12 protein-coding genes and 1 pseudogene are annotated in these 24,936 nt (G+C 73.8%); 4 read left to right on the top strand and 9 right to left on the bottom strand.

The window, feature by feature from the left end:
* The 9 genes and pseudogenes from ACFWXO_RS08495 to eccD all read right to left on the bottom strand — a co-directional run.
* Nucleotides 1–9,351 (bottom strand): annotated as a pseudogene (locus tag ACFWXO_RS08495) (hypothetical protein); the annotation flags it as partial.
* A gap of 94 nt (nucleotides 9,352–9,445) precedes the next feature.
* A complete protein-coding gene (locus tag ACFWXO_RS08490; RefSeq protein WP_375895406.1) occupies nucleotides 9,446–9,745 on the bottom strand; it encodes a hypothetical protein in 300 nt (99 codons plus the stop codon).
* The gene (locus ACFWXO_RS08485; RefSeq protein ID WP_375895403.1) at nucleotides 9,738–10,208 is read right to left on the bottom strand and encodes a YbaB/EbfC family nucleoid-associated protein; all 471 of its coding nucleotides are present in this window, start codon (nucleotides 10,206–10,208) and stop codon (nucleotides 9,738–9,740) included. Before ACFWXO_RS08485 ends, ACFWXO_RS08490 begins: the two co-directional genes overlap by 8 nt.
* 68 nt (nucleotides 10,209–10,276) lie before the next feature.
* Nucleotides 10,277–12,565 carry a hypothetical protein gene (locus tag ACFWXO_RS08480; RefSeq protein WP_380522857.1) on the bottom strand — a complete coding sequence of 763 codons (2,289 nt, stop codon included), beginning with the start codon at nucleotides 12,563–12,565 and terminating at the stop codon, nucleotides 10,277–10,279.
* Between the two features lie 54 nt (nucleotides 12,566–12,619).
* Nucleotides 12,620–13,048, bottom strand: coding sequence for a hypothetical protein (locus ACFWXO_RS08475; protein WP_375895399.1), 429 nt, complete (start codon nucleotides 13,046–13,048; stop codon nucleotides 12,620–12,622).
* A complete protein-coding gene (locus tag ACFWXO_RS08470) occupies nucleotides 13,048–13,335 on the bottom strand; it encodes a hypothetical protein (RefSeq protein ID WP_375895397.1) in 288 nt (95 codons plus the stop codon). Before ACFWXO_RS08470 ends, ACFWXO_RS08475 begins: the two co-directional genes overlap by 1 nt.
* 63 nt (nucleotides 13,336–13,398) lie before the next feature.
* Entirely contained in the window at nucleotides 13,399–13,731 is a 333-nt protein-coding gene (locus ACFWXO_RS08465; RefSeq protein WP_375895395.1) for a hypothetical protein, read from the bottom strand.
* 75 nt (nucleotides 13,732–13,806) lie between these two features.
* Nucleotides 13,807–15,270 (bottom strand): type VII secretion protein EccB, encoded by a 1,464-nt coding sequence (gene eccB / locus ACFWXO_RS08460; protein ID WP_380522856.1) that lies wholly within the window; start codon nucleotides 15,268–15,270, stop codon nucleotides 13,807–13,809.
* Nucleotides 15,271–15,387: 117 nt separating this feature from the next.
* Nucleotides 15,388–16,779, bottom strand: coding sequence for a type VII secretion integral membrane protein EccD (gene eccD / locus ACFWXO_RS08455; protein ID WP_375895391.1), 1,392 nt, complete (start codon nucleotides 16,777–16,779; stop codon nucleotides 15,388–15,390).
* Nucleotides 16,780–17,028: 249 nt separating this feature from the next.
* Between eccD and eccCa the strand changes: the two genes are divergently transcribed.
* The 4 genes from eccCa (at nucleotide 17,029) to ACFWXO_RS08435 (ending at nucleotide 24,793) form a co-directional block, all read left to right on the top strand.
* Complete coding sequence (gene eccCa / locus ACFWXO_RS08450; protein WP_380522855.1) at nucleotides 17,029–21,042, top strand: type VII secretion protein EccCa; 4,014 nt, start codon at nucleotides 17,029–17,031, stop codon at nucleotides 21,040–21,042.
* A complete protein-coding gene (locus ACFWXO_RS08445) occupies nucleotides 21,039–23,888 on the top strand; it encodes a hypothetical protein (protein ID WP_380522854.1) in 2,850 nt (949 codons plus the stop codon). The genes eccCa and ACFWXO_RS08445 overlap by 4 nt, the downstream gene beginning before the upstream one ends.
* A complete protein-coding gene (locus tag ACFWXO_RS08440; protein WP_380522853.1) occupies nucleotides 23,885–24,280 on the top strand; it encodes a hypothetical protein in 396 nt (131 codons plus the stop codon). Before ACFWXO_RS08445 ends, ACFWXO_RS08440 begins: the two co-directional genes overlap by 4 nt.
* Nucleotides 24,281–24,424: 144 nt before the next feature.
* On the top strand, nucleotides 24,425–24,793 hold the full coding sequence (locus ACFWXO_RS08435) for a hypothetical protein (RefSeq protein WP_380522852.1): 369 nt from the start codon (nucleotides 24,425–24,427) through the stop codon (nucleotides 24,791–24,793).
* Nucleotides 24,794–24,936: the final 143 nt, after the last annotated feature.

Genomic DNA, 24,936 nt, shown 5'->3' with positions numbered 1-24,936 from the left:
GTTCACGGGATCCGGGTCACCTTCCGCCCGGACGTGTCCGGGCGGGAACGACAGCGCCAGCATCGGGTGCTCCAACGGCACCTTGATGTCGAACAGCGCGTAGTTGTCCGCACCACCGCCGTTCGACATCCACTCCTGCACGAACTCCCGGCTGAACGACGTCGACGCCGGCAACAGCTCCGTGAAGGACTCCCGCTCACGCGACTGGGCGTCCAACTTCACCGCCCGGAACAGGCTCAGGGACCGACCCGACCCCTCCTCCGCCGGACGCAACGCCCGCGCGTGGTCCAGGAACCGCTGCACATCGACCAACAGCGACTCGTAGCGCTCCCCCTCCCGCACCCTGAGCATGCCCTCGTCGTCACGCCGACTCGTGAACGCACCCGCCTTGATCCGCCCCATGAACTCGAACAGGGCCTGGTCCTGCTTCGCGGCATCGAGGTGCTGACGCGCCAGGTCCACCACGAACGGATCGGCGGCGGGCAACGGCGGAGCGGCGGCAGGCTGGTGGAGGTCGTCGCCGTCGAGGTCCGTCAGGTGGTGGTCGGCGTCCTCCGCGGACGCCGCCTCCGGGTCGTGCCAGTCGTAGTCGGGGCTGTACCACTCCCAAGGGAGGTCGAGGGACTCGAAGCTGGGGTTCTCGGTCAGCGTCTGCGAGCGAAGGCTCCCGCTCACCTCGCCGATGTTCTCGGCGGTGTAGCGCATCGGTTCGCGCGGCTCGGTGTCGTCGCTGGAGCGCCACAGGATCGAGACGGATTCGCCTTCATGGCGGATCGTCACTTCGGTGAACTGCCCGTTGAGATCCGGGTGGGAGTGCTCGATCCTGACGGTCCTGGTGAGGCCGTCCGGCGACGACGTCTCCGTGATGCGGTGCTGCGGGTTGAAGTCGTGGGGATAGGCGGCCCGCAGCGAAGCCGGGCTGTAGAAGTCGGCGAAGCCCCGGAACGCGTCCGCCATCGACGTGCCGCTGGACCAGTTGGCGACCTCGCTGCGGATGTCGTCCACCGTCATGGGCTCGGCGTCGACCTTGATGACGTGGTAGCCGCCCGAGTCGTCACGGCCGGTCACCGTCAGGCGACTGGGGCCCAGCGTCACCTCCGACTGCGCCTCGTTCACCGGCTGCGGGTCGTGTTCCGTCCTGGCATGGCCGGGCGGGAACGACAGGGCCAGCATCGGGTGCTCCAACGGCACCTTGATGTCGAACAGCGCGTAGTTGTCCGCACCACCACCATTGGACATCCACTCCTGCACGAACTCCCGGCTGAACGACGTCGAAGCGGGCAGCAGCTCGGTGAAGGACTCCCGCTCCCGGGACTGCGGATCCATCCGCACCGCCCGGAACAGGCTCAGGGACTGCCCTGACTGCTCACCCGCCGGGCGCAGCGCCTGCGCGTGGTCGAGGAACGTCTGCACGTCGTGCAGCAGGGAGTCGTAGCGCTCCCCCTCCCGGACCCTGAGCATGCCTTCGTCGTCACGCCGGCTCGTGAACGCACCGGCCTTGATCCGCCCCATGAACTCGAACAGGGCCTGGTTCTGGTTCGCAGCGTCGAGGTGCTGGCGGGCCAGGTCCACCGCGAGGGGATCGGCGGCGGGCAACGGCGAAGCTGCGGGCTGGTGGAAGTCGTTGCCGTCGAGGTCCGTCAGGTGGTGATCGGCGTCCTCCGCGGGCGCCGCCTCCGGCTCGTGCCAGTCGTAGTCCGGGCTGTACCAGTCGACGGGGAGGTCGAGGGACTCGAAGCTGGGGTTCTCGGTCAGCGTCTGCGAACGAAGGCCGCCGCTGACGTTGCCGATGTTGTCGGCATTGAAGACCATCGGCTCGCGCGGCTCGGTGTCGTCGCTGGTGCCCCAGCGGATCGATACGGACCCGTCGTCCTCGTGCCGGATCGTCGCCTCGGCGAACTGCCCGTTCAGGTCCGGGTGGGAGTGCTCGATCCGGACGGTCTTCGTGCGGCGGTCCTGCGACCACGACTCGGTGATGCTGTGCTGGGGATTGAAGTCGAAGGAGTAGGCGGCGCGCAGTGACTCCGGACTGTAGAAGTCGGCGAAGCCCCGGAACGCGTCCGCCATCGACGTGCCGCTGGACCAGTTGGCGACCTCGCTGCGGATGTCGTCCACCGTCATCGGTGAGGCGTCGACCTTGATGACGTGGTAGCCGCCCGAGTCGTCACGGCCGGTCACCGTCAGGCGGCTGGGGCCGAGCGTCACCTCCGACTGGTTCTCGTTCACGGGATCCGGGTCACCTTCCGCCCGGACGTGTCCGGGCGGGAACGACAGCGCCAGCATCGGGTGCTCCAACGGCACCTTGATGTCGAACAACGCGTAGTTGTCCGCACCACCACCATTGGACATCCACTCCTGCACGAACTCCCGGCTGAACGACGTCGACGCCGGCAACAGCTCCGTGAAGGACTCCCGCTCACGCGACCGGGCGTCCAACTTCACCGCCCGGAACAGGCTCAGGGACTGCCCAGCCGGGTGCGTCCCGGCCTGGTTCAACTCCTGCGCGTGGTCCAGGAACCGCTGCACGTCGACCAACAGCGACTCGTAGCGCTCCCCCTCCCGCACCCTGAGCATGCCTTCGTCGTCACGCCGACTCGTGAACGCACCCGCCTTGATCCGCCCCATGAACTCGAACAGGGCCTGGTCCTGCTTCGCGGCATCGAGGTGCTGACGCGCCAGGTCCACCACGAACGGATCGACCGCAGGCAACGGCGCCGAGACCATCTCATGGAGGTCGTTACCCTCCGTCAACTCGGGTGCGTACCAGTCGAAGGGGAGCTCGATCGACTCGAAGCTGGAGTTCTCCTGCAGCTTCCGAGTGCGAAGGCTGCCGAACACCTCCCCGATGGTCTTGCCGCTGTAGGCCGCCCGAATACGCACAGGGGCTTCGTCGCCCTCGACCGCGTCCTCGGTGGTGCGCAGGGTGACCGACACGGACTCGCCCTCGTGCCGGACCTCCACCTGGACGTACTGGCCTTGCAGGCTCTCGTGCGGGTACTCGATCTTGACGGTCTTCGTGAGGCCGTCCGACGACCACGTCTCGGTGATGCGGTGCTGAGACCCGAGGTCCTTGGGGTAGGCGGCGAGCAGCGACTCCGACGTGTAGAAGTCGGTGAAGCGCTGGAAGGCCTCCGTCATCGACATGCTGCTCGACCAGTCGGCGACCTCGCCGCGGATGTCGTCCACCGTCATCGGCGAGGCGTCGACCTTGATGACGTGGTAGCCGCCCGAGTCGTCACGGCCGGTCACCGACAGCCGGGACGGACCCAGCGTCACCTCCGACTGCGCCTCGTTCACCGGCCGCGGGTCGTGTTCCGTCCTGGCATGGCCGGGCGGGAACGACAACGCCAGCATCGGGTGCTCCAACGGCACCTTGATCTCGAACAACGCGTAGTTGTCCGCACCACCGCCGTTCGACATCCACTCCTGCACGAACTCCCGACTGAACGACGTCGACGCCGGCAACAACTCGGTGAAGGACTCCCGCTCACGCGACTGCGGATCCATCTTCACCGCCCGGTACACGCTCAGGGGCTGACCCGGCTCCTCCCCCGCCGGACGCAGCGTCTGCGCATGGTCGAGGAACCTCTGCACATCGAGCAGCAGCGACTCGTAGTCCGGCCCCTCCCGGTCCTTGATCATGCCTTCCTCGTCACGCTTGCTCGTGAAACCGCGGTTCCTGAGCCACCCCATGTACTCGAACAGGACCGGGTTCTGCGACGCGGCGCCGAGATGCCGGCGAGCCACGTCAACCGCCGTCGGGTCGACGGGAGGCAACGGCGCGGCAGGCGGTTCCCCGTGTGAGAGGTGCTCTCCGACGGTCGGCTCGTCATGGACGGCCGCCGGGGACCTCACCTCGCTCTCCTGGTGGGTGAGGTACTGGCCGTGGGTCAGGTCGCGCAGGACGGGGCCCGAGTGGAGGACCTCCTCGATGCGCTGGAGGTGGCGGGGCAGGACGGTGAAGTCGTCGCGGTGGGCGGCGGTGCCCATGACGCCGTTCTCGCCGGCCCAGCGGTCGCGGCGGCGCAGTGCGAAGGCGTCGCCGGGCCTGGCGGCCGGTTCGACGTACTCGTCGGGCAGGCCGAGGAAGTGCAGCACTTCGTGCAGCAGCACGCCGGGGGCGCTGCCGTCGTACCAGTGGAGCTGGTCGCTGCGGCCGGTGCCGGGCAGGACGGTGATGCTCTGGTGCGCGCCGGCGGCCTTCGGGGCGCTCTCCAGGCGCAGGTGGACCTGGTCGCCGCCGGGCAGGCGGTGGCGTTCGTTGAAGCGGTCGGCGACGACGGCGCGGGCGCGGTCGAGCACGCGGGTGGCGGCGGCCTCGGGGAGGGGTTTGCCGTCCGGTCCCTTGAGGTGGAGGTTCAGGGTGAACTCGGTGACCCAGTGGTCCGGTTGGGCCTCGAAGCGCCGCACGTCGTAGGTGATCGCGGTGTCGGCGCCGTGCAGGTCGCCGAGGCTGCGCTGGGAGCGGGGCAGGCCGCCGGGGCGCCGTACCCGGTTCTCGTACTGCTCGCGCACCTCGGGGCCGGCGATGGCGCCCGGGTTGTCCTGGCCGCGCACGCGGGCGTCGAAGCGGACGGTGTCCATGCGGGCGGACGGTGCGAGGGTGCGGATGTCGGCCCAGGCGGAGGCGGGCAGCAGCGGGCGCGGGTCCGCGGGCGGTACGGCCGTGGGCGGCACGGCGGGCGGCTGGGCGGGCGGTGCGGCGGCCGGCGTCCTGGGGGCGGTGTCGGGGGTGTCGGAGGCGGTGTCGGTGGGGCGGGTGAGCGGGCCCGACGGGGTGTCCTGGGTGGGCTTCTCCTCGGGTACGGGGGTCGGCTCCGGCTCGCGCGAGGACTCGTTCGCGGGCTCGTGCGAAGACTCGTTCGCAGGCTCGCGCGAGGGCTCCGGCGTGGGCTCGGGGCGGCGGCCGAAAACGTTCTCGTGGGTGGCCTCGTGGCCGCGCCAGCGCTCGCCGTCGAGGTCCTCGGGCGCCCAGTGCTCCCGGTAGGCGTCGAAGAAGTCGTCGCCGTACTCGCCCTTGAGCTTGCGGATCTCCGCCTCCGGCACCCGGCGGTCCTCGGCGAGCCGGTCGTAGCCGGCCGCGGCGCGCTCGCGGGCCGGCAGCACGGCGCGTTCGAAGGCGACGTGCTCCGCCAGGCCCTCGGTCAGCCGGTCGCGCTCGGCGCGCCAGCGGGCCACCTGTTCGGGCAGCTCGGCGCGGTGGTCGGCGCCCGGATCGCGCAGCAGGGCGCGGAAGGTCTCCTCGAAGGCGGCGCGGACGCGCTCGGTGTAGCCCTCGCGGACCCGGCGGGCGGCGTCGGTGGCGGACGGTTCGGTGCGGTCGGTGCGGGTGCCGCGCACCGGGCCCAGGGCCATCTCGACGGAGGCGGCGGCGTCGCCGTCGTGCTCGGTGGCGTGCTCGGGGGCGCTCTCCGGGCCGCCCAGGTCGCGCGGGACGTGGGTCCGGGCGCTGTCCTCGGCGGCGCGCAGCGCCTCCTCCCGGGCACCGTGCAGGGCCAGCAGGCGGTTGGCCTCGGCCCGGGAGGTGAGCTTGTCCAGTTCCGCCTTGAGGTGGGCGGGGTCGCGGTCGGCGGCGGTGTGCTCGGCGACCAGGCGGTCGGCGCGGCGGGCCAGATCCGCGCGGGCGGCGGCCACCGCGCGCGCGGACGGGCCGTCGGCCAGGCCGAGTTCGCGCAGCGCCTCGGGGCCGAACTGGTCGGCGGCGGTGTCCTTCCACGCCGCAGCGGCGTCGTCCACCGCGTCGGCGGAGCGCTTGAGCCCGGCCTCGCGCACCGCCTGGACGGTGAAGTCGTGGGACAGCCCGGCCCGGTGGCGTTCCAGGGCCTCCTGGAAGTCCGCTTCGAGCCGGGTGCGGCCCAGGCGGGTCGGGTCGACGGGGGCGAGGTCCTCGCCGCCCTCCTCCTCGATCCGCGGGGAGGGGCCGTCGTCGCCTCCGTGCAGGTCCGCCAGCCGCTCCCGCAGGGCCTCGGCCAGCTGGTCGCGGACCTCGGGTGTCAGCCGGACGTCCCCGGTCAGGCCGGCGGCCTCCAGCAGGGCGCGGTCGCGGTCGGAGAGCTCGTCCGCCGACCATCGGTCGTGGGCGTCGTCGACCACCCGGTCGACCTGCTCAAGCGCTTGGGCCCGCGCCTGGCGGACGTCCAGCTCCCGGCCGGCCTCGCGCAGGCGGCGCTCCAGGGCCCGGGCGGCCAGGGCGTTGCGCTCGGGGGTGAGGTCGGTGCGGGCGGTGAACAGCTGGGCGATGTCCTGCTCGGCGTCGGCCCGGAACTTCTCCGAGGCGTCGCGGCGGATCCCGGTGAGGGTGTGGTCGCCGGAGTGCTCCGGGCCCAGGCCGCGGTCGGCCAGCAGCCGCTCGAAGCGGCCGACGGCGAAGGTGAGCGCGAGTTCGCGGGCGCCGGTCAGCTCCAGGCGGTCCGTGGCACCGGCGAGGATCTCCTCCCGCTCGTGCGGGCGCGCTTCGAGGTCCTCCCGCATCGTCTCCGCGGCCCGGCGCCACACCGGCGAGTCGGGCGTCACCAGGGCGCGCAGCTCCCGGGGCAGGAGGGCGGCGCCCTCCGTCAGCCGGTCCTCGATCGCACGGCGGTCCGCCTCCTGCCGCTCGGCCTCGGCGAGCCGGGCGTCGTGGTCGTCGGCGAGGGACTGCTGCTTGTCCCGCCAGGCGGTGCGCCGTTCGTCGCCGGCGGGCGCCTTGGCGTGCTCGGGGGCGTCGACCTGGTGGTAGAGGTGGCCGGCGGAGGTGGCGGAGGAGGACGGCGGGGTGTCAGGGGTGTGCGGGTCGGGGCCCGGGCCGTTGGGCTTCGGGTCGCGCGGCGGGGTGGCGGGCGGCGGCGGGACCTGCGGGTCGGGGCCCGGGCCCTGGGGAGTCTTCGGGTCGGGGCGGTTGGGGTCGCTGTGGTTGGGGTCGGGGCGGTTCGGATCGGTGTGGTTCGGGTCGGGGCGGTTGGGGGTGGCCGGCACCGCGCCGTCGCCGGGGCCGCCGGCGCTGGTGCGGATCGGCGGTGGTGGCGGCGAGGCGGCCGGGCTGCGGTGGGAGCCGCCCTCCTGCGGCTGCGGCTGGGTGCCGTTCACGGTGCCGCCGGTGCGCGTGGTCGTGGACTCGTGCAGGGGCGCCTCGCCGTGCTCGTCGACGACGGTGGTGCGGCGCGACGGGTCCGGCTTGGGCTGCGCCTGCGGCTGTGCCTGGGGCTTGACGGCGCCGCTCTGGCCGTTGGCGTCGGCGGAGGCCGTCGCGGTGCTGCCGCGCTCGCCGCCGTTGCCCGCCTTGGCTCCGCCGTCCGCGTTCCGCCCGCCGCCCCCGGTGGTGGTGTTCTCCGCCCCGCCGTCCGTCTTCCTCGGCACGGGCGGCGGGACGACGGTGTCCCGCTCGCCTTGGCCTCCCGACGCGGCCGGAGGCTTGGGCGGCCCGGACGCGGCGTTGCGCTCGTCGCCGCGGGACTGGGTCTCGACCGGCCGGACCGGGGCCTTGGGGTCCCAGCCGCCGTCGACCGAGGAGTGGAAGCTGCTCTTGCCCGCGGGGTCGGCGAGGACGCCGTCGCCGTTCTCCTCCGGGTGGTGGCTGCCGGAGTCCAGCAGGGTGGAGCCGGACAGCGAGCCGGTGCCCTCGGTCCTGATCGAGACGCCGTCGGACTTGATCGAGGCGCCGTCACCGCCCGACAGCCGCGTACCGCCGATCTGGTCGATGTGGCCGGGGCGGGGCACCGGGAAGGGCGCCGCGTGGCCGCCCATGTTGCTGATCACCGACAGGAAGGTCCGGATGTCGGTCGGGCCGTAGAACCCGCCGTTCTCCTCGGTGATCCGCGAGCTCTCCAGGCCTCGGACGTAGTCGGCGTAGCGCAGGGTCAGCGGCGAGGCGAGGCCCATGATCATGTGCCGCATGCCGGCCATCATGAAGCCGCCGACGAAGCTCATCCCGCTGGCCGACCACTCGCCGTTGTAGATCGTGTTGTAGATGCCCTCGGTGAGGTACTGGTTGATGCCCGACTCGAACTGGCTGCCCAGGACTGCCCCGAGGTGGAACATCTTGTCCATCTTGTTGATGCCGCCGGCGAGTTCGGGCATCTTCTCGACCAGCAGCTTGAGTTCGGGCGTGAGGGCGACCTTGCCGCTGTCCTTGGCGAGGTTCTCCAAGGCCTCCTTGAGCGCCTCCTGGCTGCTCTCCTTGGCCACCGTCTTGAGCGAGTGCTGGACGAACTGCTTGCCGATCTGCTCGCCCATGTCGCGGGCGAGTTGTTCGCCGATCTCCTGGCCGAGCTCCTTCTCGAAGAGCTCGCCGAGCTGGCGCACGAACTTCTGGCCCATCGCGGCGCCCACCTTGCGCCCGCCCTTGAAGCCCTTGGCGAGGTACTGGGAGTTCTCCTTGAGGAGGGTGGTGATGCCGTTGGCGAACCGCTCGGCCGCCTCGTTGCCGAGCAGACGGCCGAAGCCCTCGCCGGCCTCCTTGCCCGCGCCCTTGAGCGCGCCGCCGGCCACGCCCTCTCCGAGGTCCTTGCCGATCCCCTTGAGCGCGCCCGCCGCAGCGCCCTCCCCCAGCTCCTTGCCGATCCCCTTGAGCGCGCCGCCCGCCACACCGCCGGCCAGGTCCTTGCCGACGCCCCCGGTCAGGCCCTTGATGACGTCCTTGAGGGCGCTCTCCACGAACAGCTTGCTCAGCCGCGGGCCGAGCAGCTTGCCCAGTCCCATGCCCAGCAGGCTGAGCGGTCCGCCGATCGCGCCGCTGATCGCGCCGAAGATCGCCGCCTGCTTGGTGAGGTCCTTGTCCCACTCGTGGCGGTCACCGTGCTGGAACTGGATGCCCTGGATGATCGCGTCCAGCATCAGGCCGCCGACGATGCCGCCGAAGGTGTGCATGGCGATCAGCGTGAGGAGCTTCTTGACGAGCCAGAGCAGGAACTGCCGGGTCAGGATCTTCTTGAACTCCAGCGCCACCAGCGAGCCGCCGCCGGTGAACACGGACCAGGCGATGGCCAGGGCGATCTCGAAGAGCAGCTGGATGAGCTGGCCGATCGCCATCCACTTGGTGTACTCGACGGTGTTGGCGACCTTGCCCGCCAACTCGGCCAGCTGGGTGCAGAGTTCGCCGGCCTTGCGGAGCGGGTCGTTGGCCTCGTCCGTGTTGACGAAGCGGCCCCACTCCTTGCGGAACGCCTGGGCGGCCTCGCCCTCCAACCGCTTGTCGCAGTTCTGCACCGCGTCGAGGATGTACCCGCTCAGCTTGGGCAGATCCTCGGCAAGTGCCTGGTAGTCGTCCCGGACGTCGCGCAGCTTCCCCTCGTCGGACTCCGGCCAGGGCATGCCGCTGATGATGTGGAAGAACTGCGCCAGACCCGGGGAGACGTGGACCGAGGAGTGGGGCATGGCGCAGGGCCTCCGGAGGCGGGGCTGATGGTTCGGGCGGTACGGGGGCGTTCGGGCGGTGGTGCCCGAGGGCCGGGGGTTTACGGACGGAGGCTCACGCCAGGCCCACGTTGTGCTCGTCGGTGGCGTCCAGGAGGTCGACGGTGTCCTTGCCGTGCTGGGACATCGCCATGATCTTGTTGTAGATCTGGCCCGTCAGCGTGGTGAGGTCCGCGGTCGGCTTGTCGATCTTCTCGTGGTACTGCTTGCCGATGTCGTCGCCGCCGCCGGCCTGGACGTTCCACTCGTTGATGTCCTTCACCTCCCCGTGGATCTTCTTGACCAGGGCGGCCACGTCCTCGAAGTTGCTGAACGCCTCCTTGGCGCCCTCTTCCTTGCGCAGCGTCTTAGCCATTGAACTCCTCCTGCTTGCGGGACTTGGCGGTCCGGTCGGCGCCGGGGCGCATCGCGGTGAGCGGGGCGAGCAGTGCGTCCAGGTCCAGGCCCGCCCCGCCCCCGAAGAGGTCCTCCTCGTCACCGCGTTCACCGGTGAAGCCCATCCGCAGCGTCTCGCCGACGCCCTCGAAGCCGCGCATCTCGGCGGTGAGCTGATCGCCCATCCGAGCCTTGGCCTCGTTGAAGACGTCCTTGAGCACTGCGCTCAACTCGGCCGGGGCCATGGACTGGTAGGCGGTGGTGTGGAAGCTCAGCGCGAGCAGTTCACCCTGCGGGCCGACCTTCGCGGTGACCATCCGGTCCTTGCTGGTCGCGGTCGCGGTCATCGACTGCATCCGGCGGGTGGACTCGGCCAGCCTCTCCTGCTGCTCCGCCAACGAGGCGATGGCCTGGTTGAGTTGGTCCTCGAAGGAGTACGACATGTCTTTTCTGTTCCTCGTTCCTCGGTGGGGTCGTCACGCGTCGTCCGGAGCCCGGTCCGGCCGCCGGTTCAGCGGCCGATCACTCCGCTGACCGCACCGGTGTCGGTGCCCCACACCTCTTCGTCCTCCGCCAGCCAGGTGGTGCGCTGGCGGTCCTTCTCCCCCTGGCCGGCGCCCATGCCACCGCCGCCCATCGGCCCCATCGGCATCCCGCCGCCGCTGGTCTGCATCGAGCGGCCACGCATCGCGGCCTCCTCGGCGGACATCGCGGAGGCCTTCTGCATGGCCGCCTTCTCGGCTGCGGCGGCCTCGGCCGCGGCGGCGGCCGCCGCCTTGCCGCCCGGAGCCAGCCCGCCGCTGTTCTCGACGGCCCGCGCGCTCAGCCCGCCGCCGGAGCTGACCAGCTTGGGCAACTGGCCGCCGCCCGACCCGACGCCGCCCCCGCCGATGCCGCCCGCTCCCCCGCCGCCCAGCAGGCCCGAGTAGGCGCCCAGCCCGCCGGCGCCCGCGCCCGAGCCGTGGTCGTCGAAGGCGCTGCCCAGGTCCAGCTTCCAGTCGGAGCCGGTGGTCGGCAGCCGGGTGCCGCCGCCCGACCCGATACCGCCGCCCCCACCCCCGCCGCCGCCCCCGCTGCCCATGATCGTGTCGATCGCGTGCTGGCGGTCGGTGTAGCGCTGGGAGACGTCGGAGATCGGGCGGCCGGTGGAGTCCAGCAGGGTGCCGTCGGCGGCGATGGAGCCGCCCTTGGCCAGCACCACCGGGTTGCCGTCGCGGTCCAGGACCTCCTTGCCGTCGGGCCCGATGACCGTCCCGTCCTCGCGGACCCTGGAGCCCTTGGGCACCTTGGCGTTGGTCCCGTAGATGCCGCCGCCGGTGCCGGGCGGCACGTCCGAGCCCGGCGGGACGACGACGGGCTTGCCGTCCTTGCCGATCACCTTCTGGCCGTTGGCGTCGTAGACCTGGCCGTCCTTGCCGATGTAGCCGCCCGGGGGCAGCAGCACCGGCTTCTTGTCGGCGCCCAGGACGGGCTTGTGGTCCTTGTCGAGGATCGGTGTGCCGGCGCCGTCGCCGATGCCGGAGCCGCCGCCACCGCCGGGGCCGATGACGGGGGGCGGTGGCGGCAGGTGGGTCTTGTCGCCGCCCTTGCCGCCCCCCGCACCGCCACCGGCACCGCCTGAGCCGCCGCCCAGGTCGAACTTGCCGTTGCCGTCCTTGCCGTCGCCCCCGCCGCCGCTGCCGCCGCCCAGGTCGATGTTGCCGTCCTTGCCGCCGTCCTTGCCCCCGTCCTTTCCGCCGTCCCCGGCGCCGGTGGGCGGGCCGGTGGGCAGGTCGAGGGTGGCGTTGCGGTAGCCGAAGCCGAAGTCGGCGTCCAGCCGGTTGAAGGCGTCCTGCAGGACGAGCATCGGGTCACCCACCTTGCGCAGGCTCACCGCGGCCGTGTTGGGATCCTCCGTCTGGAAGGCGTAGGACCGGTCGTCGAGGTACTTCTTGACGTTGTCCAGCCAAATGGACTTGGCCTTGAGCTCCAGCTGGTCGTAGAAGCCCTGTTCCCGGGGGTCGCCGAGGGGGGTGGTGATCGAGCTGATGGCGTGCGCGGTGGAGTCCAGTTGCGGCACGACACCCACCAGGGCCGTCGACAGGGCCTCGTAGATGGCGTGCGAGGGCCACAGCTTCCCGCTGTCCCACCAGCGCTGGTGGACGGTGTGGAGCTTGTCGACGGTGGCGGGGAGCAGGTCGGCCACCGCCCTGAGGTCGGCCTCGTACGGGCTGTTCTCCAGCTGGACGCGGACGGTCTCCAGCTCCAGCGCGTACTGCTTGAGCAGCACCTTGAACTCCCCGGCCGCGTCACCCTGCCAGTTGCTGTCCGGCCCGTTGACCAGCTCCGCCCAGTGCTGCACCCGCGGGTGCCAGAGGTCCAGCCACGCCCGCACCTGGGCGATGCCGTCCGCGGCGTACCGCAGGCTCTCGGGCTTGACCGTGTCGTTCCCGGGCCCGCCCGAGCCCAGCGGCGCGAAGATCCCCTCGTGCTGGTGGATGAACTGGGACAGCGGCTTGTCCGCGTCGTTGCCCCAGTCCGTGTAGTTGACGCTCACCGTGATCCGGATGCTGTGCGCCAACGTGCCGTGCATGTAGTTCCACGCCCACCAGACGTCGGGGGTGCCCATCCCCGAGACCGCGCCCTTGTCCGTGGTGCCGTTGTAGAAGTTGTTGAAGTCGAAGACCAGCTTGTCGATCGGGCGCAGCCAGGGCTTGTCCTTGGAGGGTCCCGCGACCTGGTCCCTGGTGACGATCTTGGAGCTGCGCTGGGCCTCGGAGGCGAAGAAGCCGAGCACGCTCTCCCAGTTCAGATCGGCCATGGGGGTTCGTTTCTCCAAAGGGTGTCGGGCGGTCGGGCCGGGGCGGGGGTGCCGCTAGGACGACGTGCTGGTCTTGGGCGGGGTGGCGGACGAGACCTTGCCGAGGATCGCCATCATGTCGGCGGCCGTCATGGCCTCCTCGTGGGCGGCCTCCATGAGGGTCAGCGCGAGCCGGATCCTCAGCTGGCCCTCGGTCATCTGGGTGCCCATGGTCTTGAGGTCCGTGGAGATGCCCCCGGCGAGGGTCTTGAAGTCGGTCTGGATCTTGGTCGCGATGGACAGCGCCGCCGGCGAGCCGTGCCCCAGCAGCAGCGTGGAGTAGTCGCCGCCGCCCTCGCCGGCGAAGGAGAGCATCGCCCGGTAGCCGGGGTTGCCCGCCAGGTCCTTGAGGAAGGCGCCGAGCTCGGTGTCCGCGAAGTACTTGAGGTCGTCGTGCTTGACGCTGAGGGTGTGGTTGTAGTCCGGCTCGGTGGGCGTGGCCATCAGCCGATACCCGCGGCGGCCCGCTTGTCGGCGTCGCGCAGCAGGCCGTGCATGGTGCGCAGGGCCTCGACGCCGGCGGCGATCTCGTTGTTCATGTCGGTGTTGTTGTTGGACAGCACCGTGTTGAACGCCTCGGCGGCCTGGGCGAGGCTGCCGCTGAGGTGCTCCTGGTTGCTCTTGATGGCCGCCATGCAGCTGGTCATGGCCTCTGCCATGGCCCGGCTGGCCTGCTCCATCTCGTCGGCTGCCTGGTCGATGTTGGCGTGGTTGAGCAGGATGTTCGCCATCGGGGTTCCTCGCTGTGAGTCGTGGTGGTGGTGCTGGTGGAACTTCGGGTCAGGCGGGCCGGGTCAGGGGTTGAGGCCCTTGTAGACGCTGTCGGAGTGCCCGCCGCCCCAGCCGCCGCCGACCCCGGTGGCCTCGTCGTGGGCGTTGTTGACCTGCCGGTGCCCGGCGGCGAAGGCCTCCTGGAAGGTCCGGTAGGCGCTCTGGAGGTTCGCGTACTTGCCCTCCCAGGCGTTGAGGTTGTCCGTGTACTTCGTGCTGCACGCGGCCTGGAAGTGCTGCTGGACCTCGGTGTTGATGTCGTGGATCCGCGCGGCGGCCCGCATCATCGACTCGATCTGTTCCTCCAGGGTGGCGTGGGTGCCCTGGACGGCGTTGTCGTTCACCTTCAGGTTCACGGTGGTTCCTTTCCTCGGCCCGGATTCGGATTTCCGGGTTCATTTCAGGTCAACGGGGTCGTGGGGAGCGTTGGTTCAACGGGCGCACGCGGGGCCCGGTAGGGCGGTGGCGGCGGGGCTCGCGGCGGTACTCGGGGCGGGGCCGGTGAGGGCGGCGGGGTCGAGGCTGGGGCCGGTGGGCAGCAGGGCCAGCAGGGCGGCGGGCACGCCCGCGGGGGTGACGTCGGCGTAGCCGAGCTGCTTGGCGACGGCCGGTGAGGCGAGCGGGTACTTGGCGCCGTTGTCGGTGACCAGGTACAGCGTGGCGCCGGTGCCGGCGGTGGACAGGGCGCGCACCAGGGCGCCGCCGCCGGGGCGTACGGCGATGGTGTCGGCGGGGGTGCAGGCGGCCTCGATGCCGGGCTGGGCGGCGGGGCCGGGGCCCTGGACGGCGGTGTCGTCGACGAGAGTCAGGGTGGTGGTGGGGCCGGGGTCGCCGGGGCGCAGTGCGGTGCACAGGTCGCGGCCCTGGGGGGCGGTGACGAGTTCGGGCACGGTGCTGGGCAGGGCGGCGGCCGGGGCGGGGGTGGCGGGCGCGGTGTGGGCGGCGAGGTCGGCGGCGCCGATGGCGGTGGGGGTGGCGGCGGCCTTCTGGTAGGCGCTCTCCTGGGTACGGGGGTCGGCGAGGACCAGTTGCAGGGCCATCGGGGTGAGCGGGGCGAGTCCGGCTGGGGTGAGCAGGTACGGGTCGCCGCCGGGGCCGGTGAAGAGCTGGCCGACCCGGGTGGGGCGGGTGGCGAGGTCGGGGCCGGGGGTGCCGCGCTGGTCGAGGTCGGGGCCGGCCAGGTCGGGGCCGGCGGGCAGGGCGTCGAGGAAGGCCTGGGTGACGGGCTGGGGGGTGACGGCGGCCTGACCGAGGGCCTGGCGGGCGCCGTTGCGGGTGTCCAGGCGCAGTCGGCGCCCGTGCCACAGCAGGTGCTGGGTGCCGTCGGGGGCGGCGACCAGGAAGGCCTGACGGTCGGTGAGGGCGGTGCCCTGGGTGGTGGGGTCGATGGCCAGGGCCAGGCGGGGGCGGCGGGTGCCGGAGGGGTCGGGCTGCCAGCTCGCGCAGGCGAGCCAGGGGGCGGTGGCCAGGCGCTCGGACTGCGGCAGGCCGTCGGGGGCGCCGGGGATGCCCAGGGGGGTGCCGCGCGGGGTGTCGGCCAGGGAGTGGACGCTGACCTGGTCGACGGTGAGCTGGTCGCCGGCGAGCAGGCGGGCGGTGGCCTCGTTGAGCACGGGGTGGAGGGCGCCGTCGACGTAGAGGTAGCGGGCGCCGCTCTCCTTGACCAGGACGAGGGTGCCGGGCTTCTTCCAGCCGGTGGCGCCGCCGGGGACGAGGACGCCGTAGACGGCGGCGATCAGGGCGGCGAGGGCGGCGACGACCAGACCGGTGACGATGCCTCGGGAAGTGCGCCCGGTGGGGACGTCGGGGGCGTCGGGCTCGCCTCGGAGCATGCCGGTGGCGAGGCGGCCCATCACGAACAGGTGGGCCTGCACCTGGTCGCGCTTCGACTGCATGGTGGCGGTTCTCCTCGGTGGCGGGGCTCAGCGGGTACGGCGGGTACGGCGGGTACGGCGGGTCGTTCGGGCTCAGCGGGTACGGCGCGCTCAGCGGGTACGGCGAGTCGTTCGGGCTCAGCCCGCGAGGGCGCGCAGCGCCTGGAAGGCGCCGGCCGCGGCGAGGGCGAGCGGGAGGACGGCGACGGCCGCGAGGGTGTGCAGGAGGTCGGCGGCGCGGCCCCAGTAGGGCAGCAGCCGTCGGCCGGGGACGGTCCAGGAGGCGGCGGCCAGCAGGGCGGCCGCGGCCAGCAGCGCGGCGAGCAGGCCGGTGCGGGCGGCGGGGGCCAGCTCGGTGGCGAGGCGGGCGGTGAGCAGCACGGGGCCCCAGACGGCGGGGACCAGAACGGCCAGCCGCTGGGGGACGGAGCCGATGCCGCGGGCGTGCAGGGCGAGCAGCAGGGCCAGGGTGCAGGTCAGGGCGGTGGGGGCCCAGCCCTCCTGCCCGCTGAGGGCGGTCAGGGCGAGGAGGAGGACGGGGGCGAGAGCGAGGTGGAAGGCCGTCAGGAAGCCGTCGGCGACGGTGCTTCGGGCGCGGACGGTGGCGGCGGGGACGGCTTCGATGCCTTCCTGGAGTTCCTCGGCGTTGCGGGGCAGGGCGGGCAGGCGCAGTCCGGACAGGCGGAAGCACACGCCCGGCAGGAAGGCGGCGGTGGCGACGGGGGCGACGGCCAGGGCGGCGGCGGTGGCGGGCACGGTGAGTCCGGCCAGCAGCAGGGCACCGGCCGCGGTGACGTGCAGGGCGAACAGGACCAGGCCGAGGAAGAGCGGGGCGGCGCAGCCGACGGCGGCCATGGCCAGGACGGCGGCTCCGGCGCCGGCGCAGCCGCCGGCGAGCAGGCGGGCGCCGGCGGCGGAGGGTCCGGTGTCGGGGGTGAGGAGGGCTCCGGCCAGGGCGAGGTAGGACACGGCGGTGGCGCCCAGGGCGGTGCCGGCGCCGGCGTCGCCGACGGCGCGGGAGGCGCTGAGGGCGCCCAGCAGCAGGAACAGGGCGGTGACGGCGGCGGCACCGGCCCGCAGTTGGGGCGGGCCGGGCAGCAGCAGGAGGGCCAGGCCGCCGGCCAGGACGGTGACGGCCAGGGCGAGGGCGGTGTGGTGGGTGAGGACGGGGCGCCAGGTGTCGGCGCGTTCGCGCATGCCGGTGGCGAGGCCGTCGGGGAGGTCGTCGTAGTGGACCTCGGGGAGCGGGTCGCGGCGGGGGCGCAGGTGGAGGTCCTCGCCGTCGCGCAGGCCGAGGGCGTCGGCGCCGAGTTCCTCGTCCAGGGGGGCCTGGCCGAGGCGTTGGAGGATCCAGCCGTCGTGTTCGGCGCCCTGTTCGTCGAGGTCGTCGCCGGCGTGGTCGAGGACGGCGGGCAGCAGGTCGGCGAGGGGGACGTCGGCGGGGACGACGAGTTCGAACACCGTGTCGGGTGCGTGGAACCTCAGTCGGCACAGTCCGGTTGCCGTGGTCCCGGTGGTGCTCCCGTTCAAGGTTCTCCTCGTGCTCGCGTGCGGCGCTTGCCGTACCCGCCCGTGCGGCGGTTGCCGTACCGCCCGCGGGGCGGCCTCCTTCCCGGGGGACGGGCCGGGGCGGGTGCGGGGTTCAAATCCGGTCCGAACGGGTCGAGCGGGGGCCCGGCTGAACCCCGGAGGGGGTGCCGTCCGTCGCCCCAGGAGGACGGCGTCCCGCGCGGCGGGGCACTTCGCCGCCGTCCTTCCCGGGTGCGAGGAGCGCTTTCGTTGAGTGTGGTAGTGGTCGAGCGTGCGCCGCGGCGCCCCGGGCCGGCGATGCCCGACGGCGAGATCCAGTTGCAGGAGCCGCCGGTCCTGCCGCAGTCGCAGAGCGGCATGTCGAGCATGATCACGATGGCGCCGATGGCGCTGAGCTCGCTGTCGATGGTGTTCGTGTTCCTGCGCCCGGGTGAGGGCGGCGGGATCATGACGTACGTCGCGATGGGCATGATGGGCCTCTCCGCGGTGGGCATGCTGGTGACGTCGCTGCTGCGCGGTTCCAGCGACCGCAAGCGGGAGCTGCGCGCCGAGCGGCGCGACTACCTGCGCTACCTGGCGCAGATGCGCCGTCAGGTGCGCGGGCACATCGTGCGCCAGCAGGAGGCGCTGGCCTGGCGGCACCCGGCGCCGGGCTCGCTGGCCTCGCTGGTGCGCACCTCTCGGCTGTGGGAGCGGCGCGCCGCGCACCCGGACTTCGGGGACGTGCGGGTGGGCGTGGGACACCAGCGGCTGGCGGTACGGCTGGCGCCGTTGGCGACCAAGCCGGTGGAGGACCTGGAGCCGCTGTGCGCGCACGCGCTGCGCCGGTTCATCCACGCCTACGGCACGGTCGCGGACCAGCCGATCGCGGTGTACGTGCGCGGCTACGCCCAGGTGCTGGTGCGCGCGGACGAGCGGGAGGCGGCGCGGGCGCTGGCACGGGCGATGCTGGCGCAGCTGGCGCTGTTCCACGCGCCGCAGGACCTGCGGATCGCCGTGGTCTGCGAGGCCGGGCAGCGCCGGGCGTGGGAGTGGGTGAAGTGGCTGCCGCACGCGCTGCACCCGGTGGAGACCGACGCGCTGGGGCCGGTGCGGCTGATGGCCGGGTCGGTGGCGGAGCTGGAGCAGGTGCTGGGGGCGGAGTTCGCGGGGCGCGGACCGTGGGAGCCCGACGCGCAGCCGGGCCGGGACGAGCCGTTCACGGTGGTCGTGCTGGACGGTGTGCCGGTGGGCGCGGGCAGCCGGGCGGCGCTCACGGGGTGGCGCAACGCGGTGCTGCTGGACCTGGGTGAGGCGCTGGAGTGGAAGCCGCTGCGGCACCGGTTGCGGCTGCGGATCGACGAGGGCCGGCTGGCGATGGTCGGTGCGGACCGCAACCACCGGGACGAGGAGACCGACCTGGGGCGGCCGGACGCGCTGTCGCTGCCGGCGGCGCGGCGGCTCGCGGCGCTGATGGCGCCGTACCGGATCGGGGACGGCTCGGAGGGCGGCGAGCCGCTCGCCGGGGACTTCGACCTGGCGTCGCTGCTGGGCGTCCGCGACCTGCACGGGCACGACGTGGCGGCGGGCTGGGCGCGCGGCGTCGCCGACCGGCTGCGGGTGCCGCTGGGGATCGCCGCCGACGGCACGCCGGTGGAGCTGGACATCAAGGAGTCGGCGCAGGGCGGCATGGGGCCGCACGGGATGCTGATCGGGGCGACCGGGTCGGGCAAGTCGGAGCTGCTGCGCACGCTGGTGCTGGCGCTGGCGATGACCCACTCCTCCGAGGTGCTGAACTTCGTGCTGGTGGACTTCAAGGGCGGGGCGACGTTCCTGGGGCTGGAGCGGCTGCCGCACACCTCGGCGGTGATCACCAACCTGGCCGACGAGGCGGCGCTGGTGGACCGGATGCGCGACGCCCTGCACGGGGAGCTGGTGCGCCGCCAGGAGCTGCTGCGGGCGGCGGGCAACTACAGCTCGCTGCTCGACTACGAGCGGGCCCGGGCCGGCGGGGCGGCGCTGGAGCCGCTGGCGACGCTGTTCGTGGTGGTCGACGAGTTCTCCGAACTGCTGGCCGCGCACCGGGACTTTATGGACCTGTTCATCATGATCGGACGACTGGGGCGCTCGCTGGGGGTGCACCTGCTGCTGGCCTCCCAGCGCCTGGACGAGGGGCGGATGCACGCCCTGGAGTCGCACCTGTCCTACCGGATCGGCCTGCGCACCTTCTCCGCGATGGAGAGCCGGGGCGTGCTGGGCGTCCCGGACGCCTACCACCTGCCCTCGCAGCCGGGCAACGGGTTCCTGCGCAGTGACATCGCGACGCTGACCAGGTTCAAGGCCGCGTACGTCTCCGGGCCCTACCGGGCGCCGCGCCCGGTCGCGGCCCGCCGTCAGGCCGCGGCCGGGCAGGTCGCGGCGTACGGCACCGAGTACGTGGCGCCGCGTCAGCCCGCCGTCCTCCCGGCGGAGGTGCAGGAGGCGCAGGAGGAGGAGGCGTCCGGTCGCAGCCTGCTGGAGATCGCGGCCGAGAAGCTGGTGGACGCCGGTCCGCCGGCCCACCCGGTGTGGCTGCCCCCGCTGGGTGTGCCGCCGACCCTGGACCAGCTGCTGGCGCCGCTGGCGCCGGTGCCCGGGTGCGGGCTGACCGCCGAGGACGATCCGGGCCGCGGCGCGCTGCGGGTGCCGGTCGGCGTGGTGGACAAGCCCTTCCAGCAGGTGCGCGACCTGCTGGTGGCGGACCTGTCCGGGGCGGGCGGGCACGTGGGGGTCGCGGGCGGGCCGCAGAGCGGCAAGTCCACCCTGCTGCGCACCCTGGTCGCGGCGCTGGCGCTCACCCACACCCCGCGCGAAGTGCAGTTCTACTGCCTGGACTTCGGCGGCGGCACGCTCTCCTCGCTGCGCGGCCTGCCGCACGTGGGCGCGGTGACCGGCCGGCACGACCCGGAGCGGGTGGTGCGCACGGTCGCCGAGGTCAACGCCATCCTGGCCCGGCGCGAGCAGAGCTTCGCCGAACTGGGCCTCGACTCGGTGGCCGCGTTCCGGCGCGCCCTGGCCGAGGGCGCGCTGCCCGGGGAGGGCCACGGTGACGTGTTCCTGGTCGTCGACGGCTGGAACACCGTGCGCCAGGAGTTCCCCGACCTGGCGCCGGCGCTGACCCTGATCGCCCAGCGCGGCCTGAACTACGGCATCCACCTGGTGGTGGGCACCACCCGGTGGGGCGAGGTCAGCGGCGCGCTGCGCGACCTGCTGGGCACCCGCTTCGAGCTCCGGCTGGGCGACCCGGTCGACTCCGCGATCGGCATGCGCATCGCGGCGACCGTGCCCAAGATCCCCGGACGCGGGCTCACCGGTGAGGAACTGCACTTCCTCACCGCACTGCCCCGCCTGGACGGCCGCGGCGCCACCGAGGACCTGGGCGAGGGCGTCGCGGACCTGGTCGACGCCGTCGCCGAGCACTGGACCGGCCCGCGCGCGCCCGAGGTCCGGATGCTGCCGCTGCACCTGCCCGCCGCCGCGCTGCCCGCCCCCCAGGGCCGGCTGCGCGTGCCGTTGGGCCTGCAGGACGTCTCGATGGACACCCTCTGGCACGACTTCGAGGAGTCCCCGCACCTGGTCGTCGTCGGCGACAGCGAGGCCGGCAAGACCAACCTGCTCAAGCTGGTGGCCGCCGGCATCACCGGCGCCTACCGGCCCGACGAGGCGCGGATCATGCTGGTCGACTACCGGCGCGTCCTCCAGGGCGCGGTGCCGCCGGAGTACCGGCTCGGGCACGCCGTCGCCGTGGACGTGCTGCGCCAGATCGTCGACGGCGCGGCCCGGGCGATGGCCAACCGGCTGCCCGGGGCGGACATCGCCCCCGAGCGGCTGCGGCTGCGGGACTGGTGGGAGGGCCCCGAACTGTTCATCCTGGTCGACGACTACGAACTGGTCTCCGGCTCCCCCGGCGGCATGCAAGCCCACCCGTTCGCGCCGCTGCTGGAGTACCTGGCGCAGGGCGCCGAACTGGGCCTGCACCTGATCGTGGCCCGCAGCGCCAACGGCGTCGGGCGGGCCTCCTCCGACCAGCTGCTGCGCAAGCTCGAAGAGGTCAACACCCCGGCGCTGCTGCTGTCCTGCCCGCCCAGCGAGGGCTTCCTGTTCGGCAACACCAAGCCGCGGGCGCTGCCGCCGGGCCGGGCCCTGCACATCACCCGACGCCGGACCGTACAGGTGCAGACCGCGCTCGTCGACGACGGGGGCGGCGGGGGCAGCGCGGACGGGGAAGGGGAGTCGCGTCAGTGAGCACCATCGAACAGGCCTCCGGGGCACGCCGCTGGCTGAACCGCCGGCGCACGGACAACGGCACGGCGGCCGAACTGGCGGGCCCGGCCGCGCTGCACGAGGTGGGAGCGCACTTCGTCATCGCGCCCGGCACCGACGCGGCTGCGCTGCCCGCCGCGCTCACCGACGCGCTGGCCGCGCTGGAAGCCGTACCCGGCACCGTCACGGTGCTGGCCGCGGCCCCCGATGCCCAACCCGTCCTGCTCGGCCGCCTCGACGACCTCGCCCGCACCGCCGCCGACCGCAACGCCGCCACCCTGGTCCTGGCCGCCTCCGCCCTCGCGGCGACACCCGCCTCCGGGCGCCGGCCCGCGCAACGGCTCGCCGAACTGGCCGCCACCAGCATCGTCGCTCCGGACGGGCTCGTCACCCTGCGCCCCGACGGCACCCTGCTGACCAGCGGTGCCACCGACGCCGAGCCGTCCTCCTGGTGGCTGTTCACCCCGGACGGACGCACCCGCCGACTCGGGCCCGTGTGGCCGCTGCCCCGAGCAGGCACGGGCACGGCCCCCGGGGGCGCGGGCACCGGCGCGGCGCCCGGGGGCGCGGGCACCGGCAGCTCCGGGAACGGCACGACAGCAGCCGTGACGGTCACCGCAGCCGCTGTGGCGGCCACGGCGGCTGTGGCGGCCACACCGACGACCACGGCGGGAGCGTCCGGCGAGCACCTCGGCGCCCCGCACCCCCTCGAAGCGGACCCCACCCCCCGGCCCGCCACACCGGCCCTACCGGCGGCGGGCCCGCTGCCCTCCCCCGCCGCCCCCGCCGCCCCCGTGCCCCGGCAGGCGGCCCAGCAGGCCGCCGTACCGGACCCAACTCCCCTTCCCACCAATCCCGTCGGAACGAGCGCCCCGGCACCCCGCGCCGGGGAGCCGACCGTGGCCGGGCCCGCGGAGAGCACGGTCGAGGCGCTGACGGCCGTACTGCCGCACGGCGTCTGGTTCCCCGGCACGACCGTCCCGGCCGCCGTGCCGGACCCCCTGCTCCGGGCCGCCACGGCGCCCGGCACCCCGGTGCTGGTGGTAGGCCGACCGCACGCGCCCTTGCCACCGGCCGCCGACGTCGCCGTAATCGCCGCCGCCGCCGTCGCCGCTGCCCGGCCCGTCCCGCCCGACGCCCGTCCCGCCGAGCTGCTGATCAGTGCGCCCTGGGCCGACCCCGCGCAGCTCGTAGCCCTGACCGGGGCGCTCGCGGCGACCCTGGGCCACGACGTGCGGGCCGCTGTCGGCCTGCCGACACGGACCGCGAGCGGCTGGTCCGCCCGTGTCCTGGGCGCCGACGGGGCCCCGGGCTGGGAGCCGTGGCTGACCGAGCTGACCGCCTGCCGCGAGCTGGAGCGGGTGATCGCCTCCGCGTGGCGCCCCCTGCCCGCGGCCTTCGCCGACTGCGGGCCGGCGCTCCATCAGGCCCCGGTCGCGGGCTGGCGACTGGAGGCCGTTCCGGCCGGGCTGTGGCTGCGGCCCGACCAGGTGCCGGACGACCGCGGCCCCCGCCTGCTCGCCCCGGACCCGACCCGGCCGACCCTGATCGCGGGTTCGGCCGACCGGCCGGCGCCCGCCGAGGTCCTCGCCGTCCTGGAGGACCTGGTGTCCGCCCTCACCGAACCGGGCGCCCCCGCCCCGCGACTGCTCCTGCCCGCCACCCCCACCGTCCGACGAACCCACCCGGCCACCCCTGCCACCCCCACCCCGCCGGAACCCATCGCCCCGGCCACCGCCGCGACCGTCACCACCCAGAGCACCACCCCCGACACCGCCGCACCGACCCCCGAACCGCACACCCCGCCCGAACCCATCACCCCCGCCACCGCCGCGACCGTCACCACCCAGAGCACCACCCCCGACACCCCCGCACCGACCCCCGAACCGGCCGGCCCGCAGGACCCGCCCACCCCGCAGGCCGAAGGGGCGGGCCCCGGCGAGCCCCCGGCCCCGCCGCAGGGCGCCATCGTCCCCGGCTCCCCCGACTCCCCCGACACCCCCGGTCGTGCCGCCGCGCCCCGCCTCCTCGTCCCGCCCACCGTCGGCACCACCGCCGCCGGCCGCGCGTCCACGCCCGCCGAGCGGGCCGCCTTCCGGGCCCTGCTGGGTGCGGACTTCCACCGCTACGCCGGCCGCGCCGAGCAGGCGGCGCTGCGGATGCCGGCGCTGCGCGCCCAGGCGCGGGACGACCTGAAGGACGACCTGGCGGCGGTCTACCTGCACCACGCCGACACTGGTATCCCGGTGCACCGCGCCGAGTTGGTCGAGGCCGCCCGCCGCGGCGACCACGCCACCGGGCCGCTGGCCCCGTACCTGGCCTGTCTGGGGTCCGGGTTGCGGCGGCTGCCCAACCACCGGGGCGCGGTGCTGCTGGGCGCCGAGGCGGGCGAGGAGGTGCTGGCGCAGTACGTGCGCGGCGCGCTGCTGGTGGAGCCCGCGCCCGTGGTGGGGACCGCGGAGGCGGAGGTGGTGCCGGGCACGGGCGTGGAGTTCCTGGTGTGGTCCGCCACCGGCCGCCGCACGTCCGTGATCGCCGAGGAGGGGGATCCCGAAGTGGTGTTCCCGCCCGGCACCCGTTTCCTGGTGCTGGACGTCCTGCCCGCCGGCGAGGACCGCCCGGCCCGGGTGCTGCTGCGGGAGACCGGCCAGGCACCCGCGCCGGAGGGGGAGGGGGCCGGGGACGAGCAGGACCGTTCCCGTCTGCTCGCCTGGCAGGCCCGCCGTGACCAGCTGCCGCCCGAACGCCTGCGGGCCCCGGCCCGCCCCGAGCGCCTGCGCCTGACCCCGGGCGTGCGGCCCGACGACCCACGAGGAGTTCCCTCATGACGCATCAGGAGCAGTACACGCTGTACCGGCAGGAGGCGAAGCTGCTGGCCGCGGTCGGGGAGCGCGTCCACCACCAGGTCGGCCGGGTCACGGTGCGCCTGCCCGCGGAACTGGCCCGCGCCGCGATGGCGGCCTGGGAACGCGACGACGAGGGCGAACTCGGCGAGGAGACCTGGGAGGAACGTGAACAGAGGGACCAGGCCGGCGAGTTGGCACTGATCGGCCTGGCCCTCACGGAGGACGGCCGCCACGATGGCGGGGAGGTCGTCGTCGACCTGCACGTCAGCTCCGCCGGGGCCGCCTTCCGCGCGTACATCGAGGCGGCGGGGCCGGCGTTCCGGCAGACGGGCCCGGCCTACCCGCCGCCCCCGCAACCGGACCCCGACGCCTGACGCCCGTACCACCCCCCGGCGCCCGGGGCGCGGCGGCGCGCCCCTGTCGGATGTCAGGGACCGCCCTGGCCCGCGCGTTCCTACGCTGGCGAGCACTGGCCCCGACCGCAGGTGGGGGCCGCCGCACCAGCGAGGGAGTACACCATGCGAAGGATCACCCGTGCCCTGACCGCCGTCGCGATCACGGCCGCCGCACTGACCGCCGTGGGCACCGGCGGCGCCGGCGCCGCCGTCACCGGCGACTGGGCGGGCTGCCCGTCCGGCGCCGTCTGCGTCTACCCGCAGGACCAGAACCCGGCCGTCTCCCCCAGCGCCGTGTACTGGAGCTACGGCGCCCACAACCTCAGCGGCCAGTACGGCAACCACTGGGTACTGAACAACCAGACCGGCGGCGCGCACGCCCACCTGTGCAAGAGCAGCGGCGGCGGCAACTGCGTGTACGACATCCCGGCCCAGAACGGCGTCTACTACGACCTCGGGCCGATCAACTCCATCACCCTCGACCGGCCCTGACGATTCGTCAGGTCGGGCTGTCCGACGACCGTGAGGTGCCCCCCCCCCGCTGGGTGGCGGGGGGCCCCCGCCGGGTCCCCCCGCCTGCGGTGGCCCGGGTCGCGGGAGAATACCCACGGGGAGCCCCCGGCGGCCCGGGCGTC

It is taken from the genome of Kitasatospora sp. NPDC059088 (assembly GCF_042738155.1).
Lineage (GTDB): Bacteria > Actinomycetota > Actinomycetes > Streptomycetales > Streptomycetaceae > Kitasatospora.
This window is presented reverse-complemented; position numbering and strand designations above follow the sequence as displayed.